This window comes from Streptomyces sp. NPDC037271, from assembly GCF_055603605.1.
Window position 1 is genome coordinate 200,533 of record NZ_JBVJVN010000003.1, and the last position, 23,345, is coordinate 223,877.

Sequence of the window (23,345 nt, forward strand, 5' to 3'; positions counted from 1 at the left end):
CGCGGATCTCACGGATCATAAGTCATTGTTACCTATACTCACAATGAACATCATCCTGATATTGTTCCCCCATGACCGCCCCCGATCCCGACGGCCTGCTCGCGGAGCAGCTGCTGCGGCTCACCCGCCGCGTGCACCGCATCCAGAAGCGCCATCTCGAGCACCGCGACCTCGGCATCACACCGGCCCAGTCCCGGCTGCTGCGCACCCTGGCGCACTACGGCTCGCCGCCCCGTATGGCCGATCTGGCCGAGCGCCTGGAGGTCGTGCCGCGGGCGGTGACGACGCTGGTCGACGGACTGGAGGCGGCCGGGATGGTGCGCCGCGTACCGGACCCGGCCAATCGCCGGGTGATCCGGATCGAGCTCACCGCCGCAGGGCACGCGGCCCTGCGGGAACTGCACGGCGCACGCCGGTGCGCCGCCGAGGAGATCCTGGCCCCGCTGACGGACGAGCAGCGCGCGGTGCTCGGCGGCCTCCTGGACACGCTGATCGACGGGCCCGACCTCGGGCAGGGCCGACGGACGGCGTGACCGGGGCGGACGGCGTGACCGGCGGCTCGCGGTCACGCCATTCAGACACGTGGCCAAGCCTTGAGGTGGTGTCAGGCCTCGGGATGCGCCCATCGCCGGCTTGCGCAGGCCGACGTACCGTCGCCGTGGTCCATATGCAGCCAGATACCACCGCCCTCGGCTACGTCCTCCGGGCGGGTCGGGTCATGCGGCGAGGTGCCCTTGACCCGGTTGTGATCGGTGGCGATGACGTGGTCGAAGTCGTGCCAGTACTGCCTGGGCCACCACCGCGGCGCGCCGCGAAGGCGGCGGACCGGGTGTACGCCGCCCACCTGCCGCTCCGCATCGGTCCGCGTTCGCACACGCACCGCACCGCACCGCACCGCACCGCACCGCACCGCACCGCACCGCACCGGCGCGGCAGGTGGGTGGCGGAGGGCAGCCGGATTCGTACCCCACCGCGGAAAACCGCTTGATTTTGGGCATGCCGCGACGCGAACCTTTCACGGTTTGCAGCCTCTTGATGCCGTCGTGAACGGCACCCCCTGACACGAGCCACTGGGATGCCATGCAGATCCGAGACCTTCCGTTTCCCGACCCGGGCGTGCCGGACGCACGTTCGGGTCCCCGATTCCTGTGGTGGCTGTTCCGGAACCAGCTGGGCGGACAGCTCAAGTCGCTGGCCTGGGGCCTGCTGCACTTCGCCTCCGTCTCCGCCCTGCCGTTCTGCGTCGGTCTCGCCATCCAGGCCGTGGTCGACCGCTCCGGCACCCGGCTCGCCCTCGCCGGCGGGGTCATGGTGCTGTGCTGCGTCGGCAACGCGGTCGGCGACACCTTCCTGCACCGCAGCGCCATCACCAACTGGATCACCGCCGCGGCCCGCGTCCAGCAGCTGCTGGCCCGCAAGACCGCGGTGCTGGGCTCAGCACTGACCCGTCGCGTCGCGGCCGGCGAGGTCGTGGCCGTCTCCACCGGCGACGTCGAGAAGATCGGCTGGTTCGTGGAGGCCGTCTCCCGCTTCACCGCGGCCGCGCTGACCATCGTGCTGGTCTGCGTGGCCCTGCTCGTCTACGAGCCGGCGCTCGGCGTCGTCGTGATCCTGGGCCTGCCGGTGCTGGCCCTCGCGGTACTGCCCCTCCTCCCCCGGGCCACCCGTCGGGCCGACGTGCAGCGCGAGAAGGCCGGCCGCGCCACCGAACTCGCCTCGGACACCGTCGCGGGGCTGCGCGTGCTCCGCGGCATCGGCGGCGAGGAGCTCTTCCTCGACCGCTACCGCAGCGCCTCCCAGGAGGTACGCCACGCGGCCGTGCGCAGCGCCCGGATGTGGTCACTGATCTCCGGGATCCAGGTGCTGCTGCCGGGGCTGCTGCTGGTCGCGGTGGTCTGGCACGGCGTCCATCTGGCCCGCGAGGGCAGTATCGGCGTCGGCGAACTGGTCACCGTCTACAGCTCCGTCATGATCCTCACCTATCCGCTGCGGCACTTCGAGGAGATCGCCATGGCGTACTCCTTCTCCCGGCCCTCGGCCAAACGGGCCGCACGGGTCCTGGCGCTGGAGCGGGCCACCGACACCGCGGGGTCGCGTCCCGCCGAGGTCCCGGCCGGGGACCTGTACGACCCGACCACCGGTCTCCTCGCGCCGGAGGGCAGGCTCACCGCCGTGGTGTGCGGCGACCCCGACGCGGCCGGCCGGCTGGCGGAACGGCTCGGCGGACACCCCTCGGAGGAGGGCACGTCGGCCCTGCTGGGCGGGGTTCCGCTGGACGAGCTGCCACTGAAGTCCGCTCGCACCGCCGTGCTGGTGCAGGACAAGGACCCGGTGCTGCTCTCCGGCACGCTGCGTGAACTGCTCGACGTACCCGCGTCCGGCACCGTCGGCGCCGAGGACGCGCTGGCCGCCGCCCAGTGCGGGGACGTACTGGCGGCACTCGCGCAGGGATCACTCGGCGCCGACGACCCGATGGACGCCCGCATCACCGAGCGGGGCCGCTCGCTGTCGGGCGGCCAGCGCCAGCGGCTCGCGCTGGCCCGGTCCCTGATCACGGACCCGGAGGCGCTCGTCCTGGACGAACCGACCTCCGCCGTGGACTCGCACACCGAGGCACGGATCGCGGAGGGCGTGCGGACGCTGCGGGCGGGACGCACCACGGTGGTGTTCACCTCGTCGCCGCTGCTGCTGGACCGCGCGGACCGGATCGTGTTCCTGCACGACGGCGAGGTCGCCGCGGTCGGCGCCCACCGGGACCTTCTGCACACCGAGCCCCGGTACCGGGCGGTGGTGACCCGCGAGACCGACGAGGAGACAGCGTCGGACCGGGACGCGACCGCCGGGGACAAGCCGGCGAAGGCCCTGGACGACGACGTCCTCGGCGACGACGTACTGCACCGACTGGAAGAGATCGAGGAGACGGCATGATCGGCGTCGCGCCACCGTCGTACGACCCGGCGGCCCCGACGACGGCGAGCACCCTGCCCGTCGGCGCGCCCGCGACCGTACGCGCGTACGCGGGAGAACTGCTGCGCCGGCACCGCCGCGCGTTCCTCTTCCTCGTCACCGTCAACACCGTCGCCGTGATCGCCTCGATGGCGGGGCCCTATCTGCTGGGCGGGCTCGTGGAACGGGTGTCGGACGACGCCCGCGAACCGAACCTCGGTCTCACGGTCACGTTCTTCGTGATCGCCCTCGCCGTGCAGGCCGTGTTCGTGCGGGAGGTGCGGCTGCGCGGGGCCATGCTCGGCGAGCGGATGCTGGCCGATCTGCGTGAGGACTTCCTCGTGCGGTCGGTCGGGCTGCCGCCGGGCGTGCTGGAGCGGGCCGGCACGGGTGATCTGCTCTCCCGGATCACCACGGACATCGACCGGCTCGCCAACGCCATGCGCGAGGCCGTGCCGCAGCTGGCGATCGGCGTCGTGTGGGTGGTTCTGCTGCTGGGCGGGCTGGTGGTCACGGCGCCCGAGCTGGCACCGGCTGTGCTCATCGCGGTGCCGCTGCTCGTCATCGGCTGCCGCTGGTACTTCCGGCGGGCGCCCTCCGCATACCGTTCGGAGGCCGCCGGGTACGCCGCCGTGGCCGCCGCGCTCGCCGAGACCGTGGACGCCGGGCGTACCGTCGAGTCCCACCGTCTGGACTCCCGCCGCATCGAGCTGTCGGAACGCCGGATCAAGGAGTGGACCGCCTGGGAGCGCTACACGCTGTGGCTGCGGTCGGTGCTCTTCCCGGTCGTCAACGTCACCCATGTGACGGTGCTCGCCTCCGTCCTGCTGATCGGTGGTGTGTTCGTCCTGCAGGGCTGGATCGGGGTCGGACAGCTGACCACGGCGGCTCTGATCGCGCAGATGCTCGTCGACCCGGTGGGCATCATCCTGCGCTGGTACGACGAGCTCCAGGTGGCCCAGGTGTCCCTGGCCCGGCTGGTGGGAGTGCGGGACATCGAGCCGGACGCCGGTGACTCGTCCCTGGCACCCGACGGACGGCACGTGCACGCCGACCGTGTGCGTTTCGGCTACGTCGAGGGCGTGGACGTCCTGCGCAAGGTGTCGCTGGAGGTCGCTCCCGGCACGAGACTCGCCCTGGTCGGGCCCTCGGGCGCCGGCAAATCCACACTGGGCAGACTGCTGGCCGGCATCTACGGTCCCCGCGACGGCCGGATCACGCTGGGCGGCGCGGAACTGTCCCGGATGTCCGCCGAAGCGGTCCGCTCGCACGTCGCCCTCGTCAACCAGGAGCACCACGTCTTCGTGGGCTCCCTGCGCGACAACCTCCGCCTCGCCCGGACCGGCGCCACCGACGCCGAGCTGTGGGCGGCGCTGGGCGCGGTCGACGCGGCCGACTGGGCCCGCGCCCTCGACGAGGGACTCGACACCGAGGTCGGCTCGGGCGGTTTCGCGCTCACTCCGGCACAGGCCCAGCAGATCGCGCTGGCCCGCCTGGTGCTGGCCGACCCGCACACCCTGGTGCTGGACGAGGCGACGTCCCTGCTCGACCCCCGGGCCGCTCGCCACCTCGAACGGTCCCTGGCCAGGGTCCTGGACGGCCGCACAGTCGTCGCGATCGCCCACCGCCTGCACACCGCCCACGACGCGGATGTCATCGCCGTCGTCGAGAACGGCCGGATCAGCGAACTGGGCAGCCACGGCGAGCTGGTCGCGGCGGACGGCGCGTATGCCGCGCTGTGGCGGTCCTGGCACGGGTAGCACGCTCCGCTCGGCAACCGCCCGGGCGGGGCGATACGCCCGGCCCCGGCGGTTGCCCGCGATGGCCGACTGCGGTTGCGGTGCCGATGCGGACGTGACGGGGCGGCTGGGCGCGGTGTGGGCGGTGTGGGCGGCGGGCGCCGTGAAGGGCGGCTGGTACTCACTCGGGCCCCCCGGTGTTCGGCCGGACCCAGCCCATCGGCTTTCGGCGGAGTCGGCCGGTGTTCGTCCGGAGTCGACCGGAGGCCCGAGTCGACCCGAAGCCCGAGTCGGCCGGTGTCGACCGGACGGTGTCGACCGGACGGGGCCGACGGAAAGGGCCGACCGGGAAGGGTCGACCGGACGGGGTCGGTGCTCGGCGGGTTCCGGCCCCTGGTCCGGCCGGAGCAGGGCCACTGGCCGGCCCAGGGGCCGGGGCGTCGGGTGCCCGGTCGGCGGCCGTGCCGTTGCGGGGTCCCGAACGGGAGTGGAAGGGTGGAAGGAGGCACCGGCTCGGAGCAGGCCCTGGACGAGTGCGGTACTGCGACGGGTGGCGCCTGTGCCCCGTGCAGCGGCGGCCGCCGTGGTCCACGGAGAGAACGGGCCCGCCCCACCCCCTGGAGGTACCCGTGAACAGCGCCGACGGATGGGGAGATGACGTCTACCAGCCCGACGGATCCGAGCAGAGGGAAGACACCGGGCTGCTCGACGGCGAGGACACCCTCGAGTACGACGGTGTCGACGATCCCCTCGACCGGGGCTGGTCCCCGCCCGAGCGCCCTTGGGCGGTGGAGCACACCGGTGTGACTGCCGCCGAGCGCCGTCAGGGCGAAACACTGGAGCAGCGGCTCGCCGAGGAGCGGCCGGACGTGCTCGCACCCGATGGCGACGGACTGGGCGACTCGGACGGCACCGACGGCGAACTGCTGGACAACGAGGTCGGCACGGACCGTTCCGGTCGGCTCGTGGCGCCCGACGAGGGGGCACACGAGGACGAGGAGCCCGCGCTGGTCGCCATGGACGTGGGCATCGACGGCGCGGCTGCCTCCGCCGAGGAGGCCGCGATGCACGTCGTCGACGAGGACTCCCTGCCCGGCTGACACCACCCGCGGCGGCGCTTCCGCGTCGTCGCCCCGATGATCCGCGCCGCACGAGGAGCAGCCATGCCGCAGGACAAGCATCCCGAGTACCGGCCCGTCGTCTTCCGTGACCGCGGCGCCGGGTACGCCTTCCTCACCCGGTCCACCGCGACCAGCGATCAGACCATCGCGTGGGACGACGGCGAGACCTACCCGGTCGTGGACGTGGAGATCTCCTCCGAAAGTCACCCCTTCTACACGGGCAAGGCGCGGACGGTTGACTCGGAGGGGCGTGTCGCCCGCTTCGAACGGCGCTACGGCGCAGGCGAGGGGCAGGGCGCCGACGGGACCGGCTGACCGGGCCGGATGCCCCGCGTCCCTCAGATGAAGTTGAGGGCCGCCGCGCCGCCCACTCCCCCGAGCAGCATGAACGCCGGCATCAGCACCTTCAGCTCCACCCAGCTGCCCGCCCGGAACCGCATGGCCTTCGGCGGGCCGATGGGGTACCAGCGCTTGCGGCCGATCGGTATCGGCCAGAGCACGGGGCAGCCCGAGACGGTCAGCGCGTCCCCGATGTCGTGCACCAGCGCGCCGAGCACGATCGGCAGCCCCAGCCACAGGTACTCCTGGCCCGGCGCGGTGAACAGCCAGTCCGCGCCACCGTCGGGTTTGTCCAGTATCCCGGCGAGGATCCAGGCGCTGGTCGCGGCCAGCAGCCAGACCAGCACATCGCTGCTGGAGCCGCGGGTCGCCCGCCAGAGCAGGCCCTCGATGGCCAGCACCATGTGCACGAAGAGAATCGCCAGGACCGCCCAGCGGCCACCCGTGATGGCCAGAACCGACGTGCCCCCGCCGATGAGGACCGCCCACAGCCAGGTGTGCGTCAGCGTGCGGTGCCCGCCGGAGCGGCGCGGGTCGCCCTGTTTCTTCGTCGCCTTGTAGACGGCGTACGACAGCTTGTCGACGATCTCGCACAGGCCCCGTGAGACCGGTCCGAAGGCCCGGGAGATGGTGGCCGCCTTGTGGTCGAGATCCGGAGCGAGCGCCGCGCCGGCGCAGATCAGGGCTCCGGCGAGCAGCACCGGCCAGGGCATCGGATGCCCTGCGGCGGCGGTCGCCGCCCCGACCCCGAGCCACGCCGCGGCGCCCGACAGTGAGTGCGCTGGTCCCATCATCGCCGTTGCCCGCCCCATTCCTCGTGTACCACTGTGCAGTTGTCCGGGTCCACCGATGTCTCGTCGGCGACCCAGCGTAGCGTTCGTGATCTTCATGCGGACAGCCGATTCCCCCATCACGACTCGGGGCAGGCAAGATGGGGGCGTGACCCTCATCGACCAGCTGCCGCGGACCGCCGACCCCGATGCCCTGTACGAAGCCTTCGAGGCGTGGGCCCAGGAGCGCGGTCTCACGCTCTACCCCCACCAGGAGGAGGCGCTGATCGAGGCGGTCTCCGGCGCGAACGTGATCGTGTCGACGCCCACCGGCTCCGGCAAGAGCATGATCGCGGCAGGCGCCCACTTCGCCGCCCTGGCCCGGGACGAGGTCACCTTCTACACGGCCCCGATCAAGGCGCTGGTGTCGGAGAAGTTCTTCGAGCTGTGCAAGATCTTCGGCACCGAGAACGTCGGCATGCTGACCGGCGACGCCTCCGTGAACGCCGACGCCCCCGTCATCTGCTGCACCGCCGAGGTCCTGGCGTCCATCGCTCTGCGTGACGGCAAGCACGCGGATGTCGGCCAGGTCGTCATGGACGAGTTCCATTTCTACGCGGAACCGGACCGCGGCTGGGCCTGGCAGATTCCCCTGCTGGAGTTGCCGCAGGCCCAGTTCGTCCTGATGTCGGCCACGCTCGGTGACGTCTCCTTCTTCGAGAAGGACCTCGCGCGCCGCACCGGCCGTCCCACGGCGGTGGTCCGCTCGGCCACACGGCCCGTGCCTCTGTCCTACGAGTACCGCTACACGCCGCTCACCGAGACCCTCACCGATCTGCTGGCGGCCCGGCAGGCTCCCGTCTACATCGTGCACTTCACACAGGCGCAGGCCGTGGAAAGGGCACAGGCGCTGATGAGCATCAACATGTGCACGCGTGAGGAGAAGGAGCGGATCGCCGAGCTGATCGGCAACTTCCGCTTCACCACGAAGTTCGGCCGCAACCTTTCCCGCTATGTCCGGCACGGCATCGGTGTCCACCACGCCGGCATGCTGCCCAAGTACCGGCGGTTGGTGGAGAAGCTCGCGCAGGCCGGCCTGCTGAAGGTGATCTGCGGAACGGACACGCTCGGCGTGGGCGTCAACGTCCCCATTCGTACCGTGCTGTTCACGGCGTTGACCAAGTACGACGGCACCCGGGTGCGGACGCTGCGGGCCCGGGAGTTCCACCAGATCGCCGGCCGGGCCGGGCGCGCCGGGTTCGACACGGAGGGCTTCGTCGTCGCCCAGGCGCCCGAGCACGTCGTCGAGAACGAGAAGGCGCTCGCCAAGGCCGGTGACGACCCGAAGAAGCGGCGCAAGGTCGTCCGCAAGAAGGCTCCCGAGGGCTTCGTGGCGTGGTCGGAGAGCACGTTCGACAAGCTCATCACCTCCGATCCGGAACCGCTGACGTCCCGCTTCCGCGTCACCCACACCATGCTGCTGTCGGTGATCGCCCGGCCCGGCGACGCCTTCGCGGCGATGCGGCACCTGCTGGAGGACAACCACGAGCCGCGCAAGCAGCAGCTCAGGCACATCCGTCGGGCGATCGCCATCTACCGCTCGCTGCTGGACGGCGGCATCGTCGAGAAACTCGATCAGCCGGACGCCGAGGGACGCGTCGTCCGTCTCACGGTGGACCTGCAGCAGGACTTCGCGCTGAACCAGCCGCTCTCCACGTTCGCCCTGGCCGCCTTCGAGCTGCTGGACCCGGAGTCGCCGTCGTACGCGCTGGACATGGTGTCCGTCGTCGAGTCCACGCTGGACGACCCGCGGCAGATCCTCGCCGCCCAGCAGAACAAGGCGCGCGGTGAGGCCGTGGCCGCGATGAAGGCGGACGGCGTCGAGTACGAGGAGCGCATGGAACGCCTCCAGGACATCACGTACCCGAAACCGCTGGAGGAACTGCTCTTCTACGCCTACGACACCTACCGCAGGAGCCACCCCTGGGTCGGTGACCATCCGCTGTCGCCGAAGTCCGTCATCAGGGACATGTACGAGCGGGCGCTGACCTTCACCGAGCTGGTCTCCCACTACGAACTGGCCCGTACCGAGGGCATCGTGCTGCGCTACCTCGCGAGCGCCTACAAGGCCCTCGACCACACGGTGCCGGACGATCTGAAGTCCGACGACCTGCAGGACCTGATCGAGTGGCTCGGCGAGATGGTGCGCCAGGTCGACTCCAGCCTGCTGGACGAGTGGGAGCAGCTCGCCAACCCGGAGGAGATGACCGCCGAGGAGGCGCAGGAGAAGGCCGACCAGGTGCGGCCGGTCACCGCCAACGCGCGCGCCTTCCGTGTCCTCGTCCGCAACGCCATGTTCCGCCGTGTCGAGCTGGCGGCCCTCGACCAGGTCGAGGCGCTGGGCGAGATGGATTCCGACGCCGGCTGGGACGCCGACGCGTGGGGCGAGGCCATGGACAAGTACTGGGACGAGTACGACGACCTCGGCACCGGCCCCGACGCCCGCGGTCCCAAGCTGCTGGTCATCGAGGAGGAGCCGCGAAACGGCCTGTGGCGTGTGCGGCAGATCTTCGACGACCCGAACGACGACCACGACTGGGGCATCAGCGCGGAGGTCGACCTCACGGCCTCCGACGCCGAGGGCCGGGCGGTCGTCCGCGTCACCGATGTCGGCCAGCTGTGAACACAGGAGAATCCCACTGATGACGAACCCGGCCGAGAGCCTCGTTGCCCTGCTCGACCTGGAGCAGATCGAGGTCAACATCTTCCGTGGCCGCAGTCCCGAGGAGTCGCTGCAGCGGGTCTTCGGCGGCCAGGTGGCCGGCCAGGCGCTGGTCGCCGCGGGCCGCACCACGGAGGGTGACCGCCCGGTGCACTCGCTGCACGCGTACTTCCTGCGGCCGGGGCGCCCGGGCGTCCCGATCGTGTACCAGGTGGAACGGGTGAGGGACGGGCGGTCGTTCACGACCCGCCGGGTCACCGCGGTGCAGCAGGGCCGCACGATCTTCAATCTCACCGCCTCCTTTCACAAGCCTGAGCAGGGAAGTTTCGAGCACCAGCTGCCGCCGGCCCGCAAGGTGCCGGATCCCGAGTCCCTGCCGACGGTCGCCGACGAGGTGCGGGAGCATCTGGGCGCGCTGCCGGAGCAGTTCGAGCGGATGGCCCGCCGCCAGCCCTTCGACATCCGCTATGTCGACCGGCTGCGCTGGAACGCCGATGACGTCCGGAGCGCCGAGCCCCGGAGCGCGGTGTGGATGCGCGCGGTCGGGCCGCTCGGCGACGACCCGCTCGTGCACACCTGTGCCCTGACCTACGCCAGCGACATGACCCTCCTGGACGCCGTGCGCATCCCGGTGGAACCCCTGTGGGGTCCGCGGGGCTTCGACATGGCGTCGCTGGACCATGCCATGTGGTTCCACCGGCCGTTCCGCGCGGACGAGTGGTTCCTGTACGACCAGGAGTCGCCGATCGCCACCGGCGGGCGGGGCCTGGCCCGGGGGCGGATCTACGACACGGAGGGTCGCATGCTGGTCTCCGTCGTCCAGGAAGGGCTGTTCCGGGCCCTGTAGGTCACGCGGCTCTGCGCCGCAGTCGGCCGAGCAGGCCGCGGAACCGTCCGGTCGGCTCCGCCTCGTGCCGGGTGGATTCCCGGTCGGGCGGGGGCGGCACCGGGCGAAGGGCCGGGCGTGGCACTGGGCGTGGCGCCGGACGCTGACCGCGAGCGGCTTCCACCGCGCCCGCCAGGTCCGTGCGGAGCCAGTCGATCTCGTCCGGGTCGGCCGCCGTCATGATCTCCTCCACGAGCTGCGCGCCCGGGGAGCCGGGCGAGCCGTGGGCCGGCGGCGCCGGACGGAACCGGTTCAGATGGGAATGCTCGTAGGGGTCCCTGACGACCTCCGAGACCTCGACCGGGTCGAGCAGCGACGCCACGGCCGCGGCTCGGGCCCACGGGTCGTCGGCCTGGCGGAGCAGGAATCCCAGGTGCCGGCCCCGCCAGTTGCGGGGTCGCAGGTCCAGGCCTTCGGCCAACTGGTCCCGCAGCCCCTCGGGTGTTCGGCCCTTCAGCAGTGCGGAGATCCTCTCGTCGGCCGCGAACTGCCGTAGGTCGTCGGCCAGGTAGAGCCAGACGACGGCGCGGTAGCGGTTGACGTAGAACGCCACGGGCACCAGCAGCCCCAGCCGTGCGAGGCGGGTGAACCTGGCCCTGGTCACTCCCATGAGGGCCGCCCCCTCCGTGGTCCCGACGGCTCGGACGCTCTCCCTCAGCGCCTCGGTCAGGCCCTCCCCCGCCCGGATCCGCTCGATCTCGTCGCGGGCGACGCGCCGGCCGCCTCCTCCTCCCTCGTCGGGTACGGTGCGGATGCGGCCGAGACGTACCGCGAGGTCGAAGTCGCGGCGCTTGAGGCCGAGTTCTCGCGCCGCGCGGCCCGGCGTGAGCGAGTTGTCGCGACTGGTGCCGCAAGGGGCGCCGATCTGCTCGGTGGTGGCCGTGATCTCGTGCCCGATGGTGTTGCCGGACATGCTCGTCTCCCCCGTGGAGTGTGCGGCCGACGCCGTCCGCGCCCGCCTGACACAAAAACCGTAGCCGCTGTCGCGACATTCGTGGCGGGCCTGTGGACAACTCCGCGGCCGACCCCACGGGTGCTTTTGAATGCCCAGGTCAGAGCTCTGTGGGCGATATCCGGCCTGGCTGTCGCGCATCGATGTCGAGGTGCTCACCGACCCGGTTCACGAGCAGCGTCATCTCGTAGGCGATCTGTCCGATGTCGGTCTCCGCGCCGCTGAGCACGCACAGGCAGCTGCCCGAGCCGGCGGCGGTGACGAACAGCACGGCATCGTCGAACTCGACCATCGTCTGGCGTACCTGTCCCGCGCCGAAGTGGCGGCCCGAGCCCTTGGCCAGACTGTGCAGTCCGGACGAGACGGCGGCGAGGTGCTCGGCGTCCTCGCGTCGCAGACCCGTACTGGCTCCGGTGACCAGCCCGTCGTTGGACAGGACCAACGCGTGCCGGACGTGTTCGACGCGCTCGGTCAGGTCGTCCAGCAGCCAGCCGAGTCCCTGGTTCTGCACCATGATCCGATCTCCCCGTGTTGTCCCCGTGTGCATGGTCGCCCCCTCTGGTCGGAGGATCTGCCCGCCAGCCTTCACCACGCTCGTGCTACGGGCAAGGAGGATGGGGACATGGCACACAAGATGACCGATGAGGAATGGCGGGCGTTCGTCTCGGACGGCACCCGCACCGGGAAGCTCTCGACCGTTCGGGCGGACGGCAGCCCGCACGTGGCGCCGATCTGGTTCCTGCTGGACGGGAACGACGTCGTGTTCAACACCGGCAAGGACACCGTGAAGGGACGCAATCTGGTCCGTGACGGCCGGGTCGCCCTGTGCGTGGACGACGACCGGCCGCCCTTCGGTTTCGTCGTGCTGCGGGGAAGCGCCCGGATCTCGGAGGACCTCGACGACCTCCGTCACTGGGCCGCCCGGATCGGGGCCCGGTACATGGGCGAGGAGCGCGCCGAGGAGTTCGGGGCCCGCAACGGCGTTCCGGGCGAGCTTCTCGTCCGTGTCACCGTGGACAAGGTCCTGGCCCAGAAGGCCGTGGCGGACTGAGGCCGTCCCGGCCGGGAGAGCCGCTCCGGTCAGCGCGTGGAGTCGGGCAGCCTGGCGGTGTGCATCCGCCCGGCACACTCGACGGGCAGGAGCAGCACCTCCTTCCCCGTGTCGCGGTCCCGGGCGTCTCACCGCGCGACCGGGGTTCCCGGCTCGAGCACGAGGGCGCGCGGGGCGCCGTGGTCGTCGTAGCGGCGTGCCGCGCGGGGGCAGCCGGCCCGGGGCGCCGTGGTCGTCGTAGCGGCGTGCCGCGCGGGGGCAGCCGGCCCGGGGCGGCGTGGTCCAGCTGTCCCATCCCATGGCCCCGGGACGCCGGTCCCGGCAAGGGCGCACTGCGGGGGCGGATGCCGGGAGTCGTCGCTGTCTGCCCCAGGAAAACGACGGATCGACCGCACCACACTCGAACATGTGCCCCGCGGCACCTGCTGTGCCTTTGGGGGATCATGCGGAGATGAGCAACGACCACACGCACGTCCAGGAGTTCTTCGGCGCCCGTGCCGCCGACTGGGACAGCCGGTTTCCCGACGACGGCCCCGTCTACGCGGCCGCGGTCGCCGAGCTGGGCCTGCGCCAGGGGGCCCACGTGCTCGACGCGGGCTGCGGCACCGGACGTGCCCTGCGCCCGTTGCGCGCGGCCGTGGGACCGTCAGGCCTCGTCGTCGGGGCCGATCTGACACCCGCCATGCTCCAGGCCGCCGTACGGGCGGGGAGGGACCGTGACGGACAGTTGCTGCTGACCGACGTCGCGGCGCTGCCGCTGCGATCCCGGTCGCTCGACGCCGTGTTCGCGGCGGGCCTCGTCGCGCACCTGCCCGATCCCGCGGAGAACCTGCGGGAGTTGGCTCGCGTCGTGAGACCCGGCGGTGTGCTGGCGCTGTTCCACCCGATCGGAAGGGCGGCGCTCGCGGCCCGGCAGGGGCGGCGGATCACGCCGGACGATCTGCGTGCCGAGTCCAATCTCCGGCCGCTGCTGGCCGGTTCCGGGTGGCGCATGACGTCGTACGTCGACGAGGACGTCCGCTTCCTGGTCCTGGCCGTGCGCGAGGACCTGACCGCTTGACCGAGGGCGAGCGGTCAACTCCGGCCCGCGGCCGCCGCCGCGAAGGCGTCGGGACGGTCGAACATCACGTCGTGCCCGGCCCCCGGCACGGTCACCACGCGCACGCCGGCGACTTCCAGCGCTTCGCGGCCCTCCAGTTCACCGCTGAGCTCGCCCTGCAGGTACACACGGTCGATCGGAAGCCCTTCGAGGAGGGTGCGCATCACGGGCGTCGTCCCCCGTCGGAGTCCGACGGCGGAGCGGTGCAGGGCTCGTGGGTCGGCCAGCCGCATCGTCGCCGCCCACAGAGTGCCGACGCTCTCCAGCACGCGCGCGTGGCCGCCGTTGACGAAGTCGTCCTCCTCGCAGGAGGCGATGCGGCTGCTGCCCGCGGTCGGCGGCGGGGAGGCGTCGAGGTTGGCCTCCGTGAGGACCAGGCGGGAGACCAGCTCGGGCCTCCGGTGGGCGAGGACGACGGCGACGGCGACCGCCCACTGGGCGCCGGGGAGGTGGACGACCCCTTCCGGCATGGCGTCCTGACCATCGCGCGAGCCACCTCCCGGGCCGAGCTCAGCTGGCTGCGCAAGACGATCGGTTCAGTCGGCGCCCGACGTGCCGAGGTGGCGGACCGGGCAGCTCCGTACGCCCGGGACCGGGCGGGTGCCCAGCTCCGCCAGCCGGTAGCCGTTCGGATAGCCCTTGATCTCCCGGTTCTGCCGGGCGTGGTGCGGGGCCTGCCTCGGCGGCATCAGGCGCACCGCGCGGCCGCGCAGCCGCACGGCGCGGCGCACGAGCGCGCGGGTGGCGGGACTCGGCGGGGTGTACCGGAAGGCCCGCAGGAGCGGCTCGTCGAGCAGGGCGAGGGTCCCGATCCGCAGGAGCGGGGCGAGAGGACTCGGGTACCAGGAGGCCATGAGGTCGAGGGTGGCGTCGGAGACCCGGCGCGCCCCCTCGTCCCACGCGAAGTGGGCCTCCTCGTAGGCGTCGAGGCAGGCTTCGAACTCCTCGTAGGAACCGGGGATGTCCTTGATGCCCATGTGCCGCCCCAGCGTGCGGTAGTGGACCGCGGAGGCGATGGTCTCGTGGCGCGACATCCTTCGCCATCCGTAGGTGTCGATCCAGCGTTTGGGAGTCACGACGAACGTGCACAGGACGTACCGCATGTCGTCGTTGGTGATGTCGTAGCTGCGGTGCATCTGGTTGATCCGCCGGATGGCCGTGCGGCCCTGCTCGCTGCCGAATCCGTGCTCGACCACGGCATCGAGCAGCAGCGCCGTGTCGTCGTACCGCTTCTGCGGCCGGCCCGTGAACTCCGCCGTCTCGGCCAGCAACCGGCCGATGCTCGGAACGGCGTAGGTGCGGTAGAGCGCCAGCTCGAGGGCGCGGGCGAAGTCCCAGGGGAACTCATAGGCCGAAGCCAGGCGGTAGATCTCCGAAGCGTCCCTGTAAGGGTCCATCCGTCGGATCTGTGCCAGCCATTCGAAACGCCTCACCGTGACCGTTCCCTTCTGCCGCCGGAGTGTCAACACTACGTTGAACAGGGGGAGATGTACGTACGGCCGTGGCCGTTGGCAGGGAGGGGTGGTCCGTTTGTTCGGCAGGATCCGCGAGGCCTGGGAGAGAACTCGCGCCGCTCGGCGAACTGGGGGCGACACGAGAGGGGAGCAGCGCTCGCACAACCTGTTCGAGGCCGCGGCCGCGTACGTATCGGCGTGTGCGGACGACGACCAGGAGCGGATCGACGAGGCGGCGGGCTGGGTGTCACCGGAGGCTCTGTCGTTCGGCGTGAACGAGCTGGCGTGCCGGGCCGTGATCACGCTCGCGCGGGAACGCGGCCAGTCGCCCCGGGACGTGGCCCGCGAGCTCCTGGGACTGCCCACGGGCTGACCCTACGGTCCGGCGCGAGTGGTCGATTCGCCCGCGTCCACCCGGAAAAGCCGCAGCTCGGGTGCGGCTGGGAGTCGTGACAACGGCTTCCCGACCACACTAGGGTGCGCGCCATTGGGCGAACCGATGGGGAGGCTGGGATGGCCGGGACGGACGAGGACGCCGTCGCCACCGCGGACGACGCGCTCTACGTGCTCACGGCGGCGCTGCTGACACCGGCGCAGTTTCCGAGTGTGCTGGGCGACGACTACCCGCAGGCGTGCGCGGCGATCGGTCTCCCACCGCTGGCCGACGGCTACGGCCTGGTGCTCGGTCAGGACGGTGACGGCGCCCGGTGGACCGTCGTCATCGACGACGTCTCGCTGGTCGCCGTCGCCGTGGCGTCCTGGGACTGCGGCATGGAGCACGACCTGTCGCCGGACGAGCGTACGGTCGTCGCCGCGCTCCCCGGCTGGCCTCTCGCGGTCGCCGTGGCGGCCCCCGGCCTGCCCGCACCGCACGATCCCGGCCCCGAGTCGGCCGACCAGCCCGCGCTGTCGCCGCCGGACACCACTGTCTGGGGGCCCGCGCAGCGGCGCCTGGGAGCCGACGAGATCGCCCTGCAGTGGACGCAGTGGCGGGAACAGGTCGACGACGCGGAATCCCTGGTGGCGCGCGGCGACGACGATTCGGCGGGCGGCACGCCGAGCAGTGGGCCGGTGGGGGGCGCAGGCACCGGCGAGGACGTCGCGAACGACGCCACGGACGAGGCCGGCGCCACGAACAAGGCCGACGCCGGTCGGTCCGGGCACGGCGGTGTCCGGCGGGTGCTCGCGGAGGCCCGCGCCTACGTCGACACGCCTCCGCCGCTCGGCCGGGTCCGGTCGTCGTTCGCGCCGGGGGACGCGCGGACGCTGCGTGCCGACGGCCCCGGCTGGTCGCTCGTCGCCAGAACCGACGACATCGCCTTCGTCCTGCTCGACGAAGAACCCGGTGAGGTCCTGCCGGTGGGCCGGGGTCCGTTGCTGCCCGGACTCCTGGAGGCCCTCGACGCGATGGCCGTACGGCCGAGCTGACCCGCCGCCGAGGCCGCCGGCTCCGACGTGTGCGCGCACACGGTCGACACCGGCGGGCGAGCGAGCCGTATCGCTACCGCACGGCCCGCGGCGGCACGCACGTCGACGGTCCGGGCGGCAGGGAGCCCGAGAGACCGTGGCCGGTCCTGTCCTGCTCCCGGTCGGCGTTGGACGCGCAGACGGCTTGGGTGGAGCGGGGCCACCGCGCCGCCGGCGGACCACACGACCGGCAGGACCGCGGACGGCGGCGCCGTCCGCTCCTTGGCCCTTGCCGAGACGGCCTCGGCGCCGCGTCAGCGCCTCAGCGGCCGATCTCCTTGCGCGTGACGCGGCGCAGCCTGCGCCGCTGCGCGGGGTCCAGGGTGAGGTACGCGGCCGCCGGGACTCCCAGAACTATGAGCAGGGCGGCCCACCAGGGCAGCCAGATCAGCAGGATGAGCCCGGCCGCCACACCCCCTGCTGCGACCTTGGCGTTCTTCGACATGGTGTCGCCTCCTTCGCGGCCACTGCCGCTCTCTGTCCTGAAAACGGGCCCGCGCTCCCGGCGGTTCCGTACCGCGACCCTGAGACGCCCCTGAGGCCGTACCCTTACGCACCCCTGAGGTCCCTTGCACACCTCCTGAAATTCCGTCGCATCGCTGAGATCCCTGACGCATCCCCGAGACCCCGTCGGCCAGTCCTTCCGGAGAGAGCATCCCCCACCTGAAGAGTGACTCACGCCACAGCCCGACCGCACCCCGAAGCCTCGGCAATCATGTACAGTCGGCGACCGCGTCCCCAGCTAGTCAAATTTGAGGAATACATCATCGCTGCGCAGACCACCCTCCCGGCGACACTTTCCGAGATCTCCGAACTCGCCCGCTGCTGTGCCGTTTTCCTGCCCGGCGACCCCGCCCGCACCGGCAGAGTCGCCTTCTGGCGGCCCGACGGCGAGGTCCCCGCGGCCCTGTCACCGGGGTCCGCGGAAAACCTGACGGTCGTACTGCCCGACAGTGACGGCGTTGCCGCGGTGGGTGTGCCCGCGGTGCTGCTGCCGGTGCGGGCGGCCCTGCCGGTCCTCACGCGCGCGCGTGCCGGCGCGGACGGCCACCGGGCGACCGTGTTCTGGGGCGCCGTCGCCGTCGAGGCACTGCACCTGGTGGCGCGCGGGCTGCTGCTGCCCGGCCTGTCCGCGACCGACCACGACGCCTGGCGCATGGGCCCGCTGGGGGCGGAGGAGACCGAGCGGGTCCGCCATCTCGCCGCCGCCATGCCGCCCGAGGCCCACGCGGTACCCGTCGACGATGTCGAACCCCTGCGGCTGCCCGACCCGGAACGGCTGGTGCGTGCTTTCCTGGACGCCCTGGCCGACACACTCCCCCGCTCCCCCGCCGCCGAACTCGTGACGGCCGGGCCCGCCTACGCCTCGCGGGAGCCCCGGCGCACGCCCGAGCTGAGCGAATGGGCCGCCGACATCGCCGCGGGACACGACATGGGCGTACGGCTGTCGCTGCGTGTCGAGGTGCGTGGCCTGTCGGCCGCGGCTTCCCAGGACACCGGGCCGGCGTTCCGGGCCGTGCTCCAGGTACACAGCGTGAGCGACCCCGCGCTCGTCGCGGACACCGCCGAGGTGTGGGCGGGTGGCGTAGGCGATGCGTTCGGCACGCGCGCGCGGATGGACGTGCTGCTCGCACTCCGCCGTGCGGCACGGGCCTGGCCCGCCCTCGCACCGCTGCTGTCCGCCGCCGTGCCGGACGCCGTCGAACTCGCCGACGAAGAGGTCACCGAGCTCCTCGGGCGGGGCTCCCAGGCACTCGCCGGCGCGGGCGTCGACGTGCACTGGCCGAGAGAGCTGGCCCGGGACCTGACCGCCCGCGCGGAGGTAGGACCGCCCGACGACGAGCCGGCGCCGCGCACGGCCTCGTCGGACACCGGCCCGTCGTTCCTGTCCGCCGACGCGCTGCTGGCCTTCAACTGGTCCTTCGCCCTGGGCGAGCAGCGGCTCACGCGCGAGGAACTGGAGCTGCTGGCCGAGGCCAACCGTCCCGTGGTGCGCCTGCGCGACCAGTGGGTGCTCGTCGACCCCGAGGAGGCCCGCCGCGCCCGTACCCGGCAGGACCACAAGGTCACGCCGGTCGACGCGCTCTCCGCGGCCCTGACGGGCTCGACGGAGGTCGACGGGCACCGTGTCGAGGTGCGCCCCACGGGATGGCTGGCGGCCCTGCGGGAGCGGCTCGCCGACCCCGAGGCCCAGGATGCCGTCGAGCAGCCCGCCGCCCTCGACGCCACACTGCGCGACTACCAGCGACGGGGGCTCAACTGGCTGGCCCGCATGACGTCGTTGGGCCTGGGCTGCTGTCTCGCCGATGACATGGGCCTCGGCAAGACCATCACGCTGATCGCCCTGCACCTGCACCGGCAGACCGACGCGTCGGCCGCCGGACCCACTCTGGTGGTGTGCCCGACCTCCCTCATGGGCAACTGGCAGCGCGAGATCGAACGGTTCGCACCCGGCACGCCAGTACGCCGCTTCCATGGTGCCCGGCGCGACCTGGAAGGGCTGGCCGACGGCGAGTTCGTGCTCACCACCTACGGCACGATGCGCCTGGACACCGACCGGCTCTCCGCCGTGCAGTGGGGCATGGTCGTGGCCGACGAGGCCCAGCATGTGAAGAACCCGTACTCGGAGACCGCGCGGCAACTGCGCTCCATCGGCGCACGCGCGCGCGTGGCGCTCACCGGCACCCCGGTGGAGAACAACCTCTCCGAACTGTGGGCCATCCTCGACTGGGCCACCCCGGGGCTGCTGGGCCGGCTCGGCACCTTCCGCAGGCACTACGCACAGGCCGTCGAGGGCGGCCAGGACCCGGTGGCGGCGGAACGGCTGGCGCGGCTCGTACGGCCGTTCCTGCTGCGGCGCCGCAAGTCGGATCCCGGAATCGCCCCGGAGCTGCCGCCGAAGACCGAGACGGACCACCCGGTGTCGCTGACCGCGGAACAGACGGGGCTGTACGAGGCGGTGGTGCGCGAGGCGCTCGCGGAGATCGCCGGAGCCGACAGCATGGCGCGTCGCGGCATGATCGTGAAACTGCTGACGGGTCTCAAGCAGATCTGCAACCACCCGGCACAGTTCCTCAAGGAGGAACAGCCGAGGATCACGGGCCGCTCGGGGAAGCTGGAACTGCTGGACGAACTACTCGACACCATCCTCGCCGAGGAGGCGAGTGTGCTGGTCTTCACGCAGTACGTGCAGATGGCACGTCTCCTCGAACAGCACCTGGCCGCCCGCGGCGTGGCCTCGCTGTTCCTGCACGGCGGCACGTCCGTCACGGGTCGGGAGACGCTGGTGCGGCGGTTCCAGGACGGCGAGGTCCCGGTCTTCCTGCTGTCGTTGAAGGCCGCGGGCACCGGACTGAACCTCACGCGCGCGGAGCACGTCGTGCACTACGACCGCTGGTGGAATCCGGCCGTCGAGGCGCAGGCCACCGACCGCGCCTACCGCATCGGCCAGACCCGCCCCGTGCAGGTGCACCGGCTGGTCGCCGAGGGAACCGTAGAGGACCGCATCGCCGCCCTGCTGAACCGGAAGCGGGAACTCGCCGACGCGGTGCTGGGAACGGGTGAGGCGGCGCTCACGGAGCTGACGGACGCGGAGCTGGCCGACCTGGTCGAGCTGCGAGGGGGTATGCGATGACCCGGTACGACGATGACACGGAACGGACGTTCGCCGCACTGCCGCCCGCACACGGACGGGGCTTCGCGCAGACCTGGTGGGGTCTGGCCTGGCTGAAGGCACTGGAGGACGCGGCTCTGGACACGGCACAGGTGAAGACGGGCCGCCGGCTCGCGCGCGCGGGAGCGGTCGGCGCGGTGTCGGTACGTCCGGGACGCATCACCGCGGTCGTCCAGGACCGGGACCGCACGGCGCACCGGGCCGACGTCCTGCTGGAGAAGCTGTCCGACGCCCAGTGGGACCACTTCGTCGACATGGCGATCGAGCGGTCCGGGCACGTCGCGGCGTTGCTGGACCGCGACATGCCGCCGCACCTGGTGGAGGACGCCGCGAACGCTGGGATCGACCTGCTGCCGGGACTGGGCGACCTGGAACCGGAGTGCGACTGCGGCGCCTGGGACCACTGCGGGCACACGGCGGCTCTCTGCTACCAGGTTGCCCGGCTGCTGGACCAGGACCCCTTCGTCCTGCTGCTGATGCGGGGACGCGCGGAGCGGGCCGTACTCGACGCCCTTCAGACGCGCGGCGACACACCCTCAGAGGACGCCGCCTCGCGCCCTGAGGGCGTGGACGCCGCGGAGGCGTACGCGGCGGGGCACGTACTGCCTCCGCTGCCTGTCCCGCCCGACCTCCGGGAGGGTCCGGGTGTACCACCGTCCCTGGACACCGAGAGCGCGCCGCCCCCGGGCGTCGACCCGGCCGCCCTGGCCTTCCTGGCCTCCCGGACCGCGGCGGAGGGCCACCGTCTGCTCGCCGAGGCCCTGCACAGCGGGCACGGTCGGCTCGCGGTGGGCGAGGAAGCGACCTGTTCGCAGGACGCGGTACGCCTGGCCGCGGGCGACCCCGGGGCGGAGGTGCTGCACCGCCTCGGCGACGGCTCGGGGCGCGGCCAGGAGGCACTGGCCGTCGCCGTACACGCGTGGCGGCTCGGCGGCGGAGCCGCTCTGTCCGTGCTCGAGGAGGAGTGGACGGTTACGGGCGACACGCTCGCACGCGCGCGTGCGGCACTGGAATCGGCCTGGGACGAGGACGAGCGGCCGTCGTTGCGGGCGCGGGCGAACCGGTGGACCGTCGTCGGCGCGCCGCACCAACTCCGCCTGGACCCCGACGGCCGCTGGTGGCCCTACCGCAAGGAGCGCGGCCACTGGATCCCCGTGGGCGGCGCCACTCAGGACCCGGCGACGGCGCTGGCCACGGCGGTACTCGCCGCCGGGGACGAGTCCTGATACCCGGCCCCGACGTCGGGGCGGCCCCGGCCGACGCGGGTACCGCGACCGGGCGAGGAACACACCGTTGCCCGGGACGAGGGCCGGCGCAGGACCGTCCCGGCATCGGCGACAAGGTGCCGGGGCTGGGGCAGGGGCCGGGCGAGGAGCATCAGCTGCGACGAGCGCGGATACCGGGCCCTGCCGACCTTGGCACGCATGCGGAGCGGGGGCGCGGAGAGGTGCCGAACGGCGCCCGGCAGCTTCCGTGAACTGCCCGGGATGACTGCCCCCCGTGGATGCGCGGCTTCAGGACGACGAACGACTCGGACTGCCACGCCGCACCGGCCCGCCTGACCGGCAGCGGCAGCGGCAGCGGCAGCGGCAGCGGCAGCGGCAGCGGCAGCGGCAGCGGCAGCAACGAGACCCGGTGACCGATCGTGCGGCTGCGCACGGGTTCTCACAGCCGGACGGGCTCCGGCCCCGTCCGTGAATCGTGCGCTGTGGGCGAATCCGTACGACGGCCGCCGGGCACCTGCCCTGGGGCCTCGGTCGGAGCGAGTGCCCCGGCGAGACAGCGCGCACGCGGCGCGTCGCCGGGGACCGCCGCTCCGCTCGGCGTCATGCGACGGGATTCATCAACAGCGTCCGTGAACCGGAAGGGGCCGGAGCCTTCGCACAGCGGCCGGACCGCTCAGCGGGCGCCGAGGAGGTGGTCCATGGCGAGCTGGTCGAGGTGTTCGAAGGCCATGCCGCGGGCAGCGGCCGCGTCCACGTCGAACGTGTCGAAGGCGGTCGGGTCGGCCAGCAGCGCCGCGAGACCGTCCTCCGCGGTCGGGCGGGCCAGTTCGTCCAGCCGAGCCGCGGCGAGGGCCTCCTGCACCTGCGGGTCCGCGCGGAAGGCGGCAGCCCGGTCCTTGAGGATCAGGTAGTTGCGCATGCAGCCCGCGGCCGACGCCCACACCCCGTCGAGGTCCTCGGTCCGCGGCGGCTTGAAGTCGAAGTGCCGCGGCCCCGCGTATCCGGCCCTCTCCAGCAGGTCCACGAGCCAGAACGCGGATCGCAGGTCGCCCGCGCCGAACCGGAGGTCCTGGTCGTACTTGATACCCGACTGGCCGTTGAGGTCGATGTGGAACAGCTTGCCCGCCCACAGCGCCTGCGCGATCCCGTGGGGGAAGTTCAGCCCCGCCATCTGCTCGTGGCCGACCTCCGGGTTCACGCCGTACAGCTCCGGCCGCTCCAGCCGCTCGATGAACGCCAGCGCATGGCCCACCGTCGGCAGCAGGATGTCACCGCGCGGCTCGTTCGGCTTGGGCTCGATCGCGAACTTCAGGTCGTAGCCCTGCTCGGTGACGTACTCGCCGAGCAGGTCGAAGGCCTCCTTCATACGGTCCAGCGCGTCCCGCACGTCCTTGGCCGCGCCGGACTCCGCGCCCTCCCGGCCGCCCCAGGCGACATAGACGCTCGCGCCGAGCTCCACCGCGAGATCGATGTTGCGGATCGTCTTGCGCAGGGCGTACCGGCGCACGTCCCGGTCGTTCGCGGTGAACGCGCCGTCCTTGAACACCGGATGCGTGAACAGGTTCGTCGTCGCCATCGGCACCTTCATGCCCGTCGCGTCCAACGCCTGCCGGAACCGCTTGACGTGCTCCTCGCGCTCGGTGTCGCTCGACCCGAACGGGATCAGGTCGTCGTCGTGGAACGTGACCCCGTAGGCGCCCAGCTCGGCCAGGCGCCGCACCGACTCCGCCGGGTCCAGCGCCCGGCGGGTGGCGTCACCGAAGGGGTCCCGACCCTGCCAACCGACCGTCCACAAACCGAACGTGAACCTGTCCTCGGGAGTGGGCTGATAGTTCATTCCGTGGCTCCTCGCTCGCTGCCGATCACTTGCCGCCGACTATTTCGTCATGGCGCTTTACAA

20 protein-coding genes and 4 pseudogenes are annotated in these 23,345 nt (G+C 72.1%); 15 read left to right on the plus strand and 9 right to left on the minus strand.

Going from position 1 to position 23,345, the window contains the following annotated elements:
* Positions 1 to 71 precede the first annotated feature (71 nt).
* Positions 72 to 533 carry a MarR family winged helix-turn-helix transcriptional regulator gene (locus tag ACZ7G3_RS08650; protein ID WP_470924259.1) on the plus strand — a complete coding sequence of 154 codons (462 nt, stop codon included), beginning with the start codon at positions 72 to 74 and terminating at the stop codon, positions 531 to 533.
* Positions 534 to 631: 98 nt separating this feature from the next.
* Here the strand turns inward: ACZ7G3_RS08650 and ACZ7G3_RS08655 are convergent.
* Positions 632 to 834, minus strand: a pseudogene (locus ACZ7G3_RS08655) (hypothetical protein); the annotation flags it as partial.
* A gap of 246 nt (positions 835 to 1,080) precedes the next feature.
* Between ACZ7G3_RS08655 and ACZ7G3_RS08660 the strand changes: the two are divergent.
* The 4 genes from ACZ7G3_RS08660 (at position 1,081) to ACZ7G3_RS08675 (ending at position 6,121) form a co-directional block, all read left to right on the plus strand.
* On the plus strand, positions 1,081 to 2,928 hold the full coding sequence (locus ACZ7G3_RS08660; protein ID WP_470924261.1) for an ABC transporter ATP-binding protein: 1,848 nt from the start codon (positions 1,081 to 1,083) through the stop codon (positions 2,926 to 2,928).
* Positions 2,925 to 4,706: an ABC transporter ATP-binding protein gene (locus tag ACZ7G3_RS08665; RefSeq protein WP_470924263.1), complete on the plus strand. Its 1,782-nt coding sequence runs from the start codon at positions 2,925 to 2,927 to the stop codon at positions 4,704 to 4,706. Before ACZ7G3_RS08660 ends, ACZ7G3_RS08665 begins: the two co-directional genes overlap by 4 nt.
* A gap of 608 nt (positions 4,707 to 5,314) precedes the next feature.
* Complete coding sequence (locus ACZ7G3_RS08670) at positions 5,315 to 5,785, plus strand: DUF5709 domain-containing protein (RefSeq protein WP_426598895.1); 471 nt, start codon at positions 5,315 to 5,317, stop codon at positions 5,783 to 5,785.
* 63 nt (positions 5,786 to 5,848) lie between these two features.
* Positions 5,849 to 6,121, plus strand: coding sequence for a type B 50S ribosomal protein L31 (locus ACZ7G3_RS08675; protein WP_470924265.1), 273 nt, complete (start codon positions 5,849 to 5,851; stop codon positions 6,119 to 6,121).
* 23 nt (positions 6,122 to 6,144) lie between these two features.
* On the opposite strand, the gene ACZ7G3_RS08680 is transcribed toward ACZ7G3_RS08675, so the two are convergent.
* Positions 6,145 to 6,939, minus strand: coding sequence for a metal-dependent hydrolase (locus ACZ7G3_RS08680; protein ID WP_426598893.1), 795 nt, complete (start codon positions 6,937 to 6,939; stop codon positions 6,145 to 6,147).
* A 145-nt stretch (positions 6,940 to 7,084) separates the two neighbouring features.
* Between ACZ7G3_RS08680 and ACZ7G3_RS08685 the strand changes: the two genes are divergently transcribed.
* Together ACZ7G3_RS08685 and ACZ7G3_RS08690 are read left to right on the plus strand one after the other, a co-directional pair.
* Positions 7,085 to 9,598 carry a DEAD/DEAH box helicase gene (locus tag ACZ7G3_RS08685; protein ID WP_470924268.1) on the plus strand — a complete coding sequence of 838 codons (2,514 nt, stop codon included), beginning with the start codon at positions 7,085 to 7,087 and terminating at the stop codon, positions 9,596 to 9,598.
* 19 nt (positions 9,599 to 9,617) lie between these two features.
* Positions 9,618 to 10,484, plus strand: a complete 867-nt coding sequence (locus tag ACZ7G3_RS08690) for an acyl-CoA thioesterase (RefSeq protein WP_426598891.1) — start codon at positions 9,618 to 9,620, stop codon at positions 10,482 to 10,484.
* A gap of 1 nt (position 10,485) precedes the next feature.
* On the opposite strand, the gene ACZ7G3_RS08695 is transcribed toward ACZ7G3_RS08690, so the two are convergent.
* Positions 10,486 to 11,436, minus strand: a complete 951-nt coding sequence (locus tag ACZ7G3_RS08695) for a DUF6397 family protein (RefSeq protein ID WP_470924269.1) — start codon at positions 11,434 to 11,436, stop codon at positions 10,486 to 10,488.
* 139 nt (positions 11,437 to 11,575) lie between these two features.
* Positions 11,576 to 11,989 (minus strand): roadblock/LC7 domain-containing protein, encoded by a 414-nt coding sequence (locus tag ACZ7G3_RS08700; RefSeq protein ID WP_426598889.1) that lies wholly within the window; start codon positions 11,987 to 11,989, stop codon positions 11,576 to 11,578.
* A gap of 108 nt (positions 11,990 to 12,097) precedes the next feature.
* Between ACZ7G3_RS08700 and ACZ7G3_RS08705 the strand changes: the two genes are divergently transcribed.
* Complete coding sequence (locus ACZ7G3_RS08705) at positions 12,098 to 12,526, plus strand: PPOX class F420-dependent oxidoreductase (RefSeq protein WP_470924271.1); 429 nt, start codon at positions 12,098 to 12,100, stop codon at positions 12,524 to 12,526.
* A 29-nt stretch (positions 12,527 to 12,555) separates the two neighbouring features.
* Here the strand turns inward: ACZ7G3_RS08705 and ACZ7G3_RS08710 are convergent.
* Positions 12,556 to 12,738, minus strand: a pseudogene (locus ACZ7G3_RS08710) (ATP-binding protein); the annotation flags it as partial.
* 239 nt (positions 12,739 to 12,977) lie between these two features.
* Between ACZ7G3_RS08710 and ACZ7G3_RS08715 the strand changes: the two are divergent.
* On the plus strand, positions 12,978 to 13,586 hold the full coding sequence (locus ACZ7G3_RS08715) for a class I SAM-dependent methyltransferase (protein WP_470924272.1): 609 nt from the start codon (positions 12,978 to 12,980) through the stop codon (positions 13,584 to 13,586).
* Between the two features lie 14 nt (positions 13,587 to 13,600).
* Here the strand turns inward: ACZ7G3_RS08715 and ACZ7G3_RS08720 are convergent.
* Positions 13,601 to 14,050 (minus strand): annotated as a pseudogene (locus tag ACZ7G3_RS08720) (alpha/beta fold hydrolase); the annotation flags it as partial.
* On the opposite strand from ACZ7G3_RS08720, the pseudogene ACZ7G3_RS08725 reads away from it, so the two are divergent.
* Positions 14,045 to 14,170 (plus strand): annotated as a pseudogene (locus ACZ7G3_RS08725) (PadR family transcriptional regulator); the annotation flags it as partial. The pseudogenes ACZ7G3_RS08720 and ACZ7G3_RS08725 sit on opposite strands and share 6 nt — an antisense overlap.
* On the opposite strand, the gene ACZ7G3_RS08730 reads toward ACZ7G3_RS08725, so the two are convergent.
* Entirely contained in the window at positions 14,162 to 15,022 is an 861-nt protein-coding gene (locus ACZ7G3_RS08730; protein WP_470924274.1) for an oxygenase MpaB family protein, read from the minus strand. The pseudogene ACZ7G3_RS08725 and the gene ACZ7G3_RS08730 sit on opposite strands and share 9 nt — an antisense overlap.
* 133 nt (positions 15,023 to 15,155) lie before the next feature.
* Between ACZ7G3_RS08730 and ACZ7G3_RS08735 the strand changes: the two genes are divergently transcribed.
* Positions 15,156 to 15,452: a hypothetical protein gene (locus tag ACZ7G3_RS08735; RefSeq protein WP_426598885.1), complete on the plus strand. Its 297-nt coding sequence runs from the start codon at positions 15,156 to 15,158 to the stop codon at positions 15,450 to 15,452.
* A 140-nt stretch (positions 15,453 to 15,592) separates the two neighbouring features.
* Positions 15,593 to 16,507: a hypothetical protein gene (locus ACZ7G3_RS08740; protein ID WP_470924275.1), complete on the plus strand. Its 915-nt coding sequence runs from the start codon at positions 15,593 to 15,595 to the stop codon at positions 16,505 to 16,507.
* A gap of 301 nt (positions 16,508 to 16,808) precedes the next feature.
* Here ACZ7G3_RS08740 and ACZ7G3_RS08745 read toward each other — a convergent pair whose 3' ends face one another.
* A complete protein-coding gene (locus ACZ7G3_RS08745) occupies positions 16,809 to 16,991 on the minus strand; it encodes a hypothetical protein (RefSeq protein ID WP_037761886.1) in 183 nt (60 codons plus the stop codon).
* 270 nt (positions 16,992 to 17,261) lie between these two features.
* Between ACZ7G3_RS08745 and ACZ7G3_RS08750 the strand changes: the two genes are divergently transcribed.
* The 3 genes from ACZ7G3_RS08750 (at position 17,262) to ACZ7G3_RS08760 (ending at position 21,858) form a co-directional block, all read left to right on the plus strand.
* Positions 17,262 to 20,180, plus strand: coding sequence for a DEAD/DEAH box helicase (locus tag ACZ7G3_RS08750; protein ID WP_470924276.1), 2,919 nt, complete (start codon positions 17,262 to 17,264; stop codon positions 20,178 to 20,180).
* The gene (locus ACZ7G3_RS08755) at positions 20,177 to 21,445 is read left to right on the plus strand and encodes an SWIM zinc finger family protein (RefSeq protein WP_470924278.1); all 1,269 of its coding nucleotides are present in this window, start codon (positions 20,177 to 20,179) and stop codon (positions 21,443 to 21,445) included. The genes ACZ7G3_RS08750 and ACZ7G3_RS08755 overlap by 4 nt, the downstream gene beginning before the upstream one ends.
* A 278-nt stretch (positions 21,446 to 21,723) precedes the next feature.
* On the plus strand, positions 21,724 to 21,858 hold the full coding sequence (locus ACZ7G3_RS08760) for a hypothetical protein (RefSeq protein ID WP_470924280.1): 135 nt from the start codon (positions 21,724 to 21,726) through the stop codon (positions 21,856 to 21,858).
* A gap of 260 nt (positions 21,859 to 22,118) precedes the next feature.
* Here the strand turns inward: ACZ7G3_RS08760 and xylA are convergent, their stop codons facing one another.
* On the minus strand, positions 22,119 to 23,282 hold the full coding sequence (xylA, locus tag ACZ7G3_RS08765) for a xylose isomerase (protein WP_426598880.1): 1,164 nt from the start codon (positions 23,280 to 23,282) through the stop codon (positions 22,119 to 22,121).
* Positions 23,283 to 23,345 lie beyond the last annotated feature (63 nt).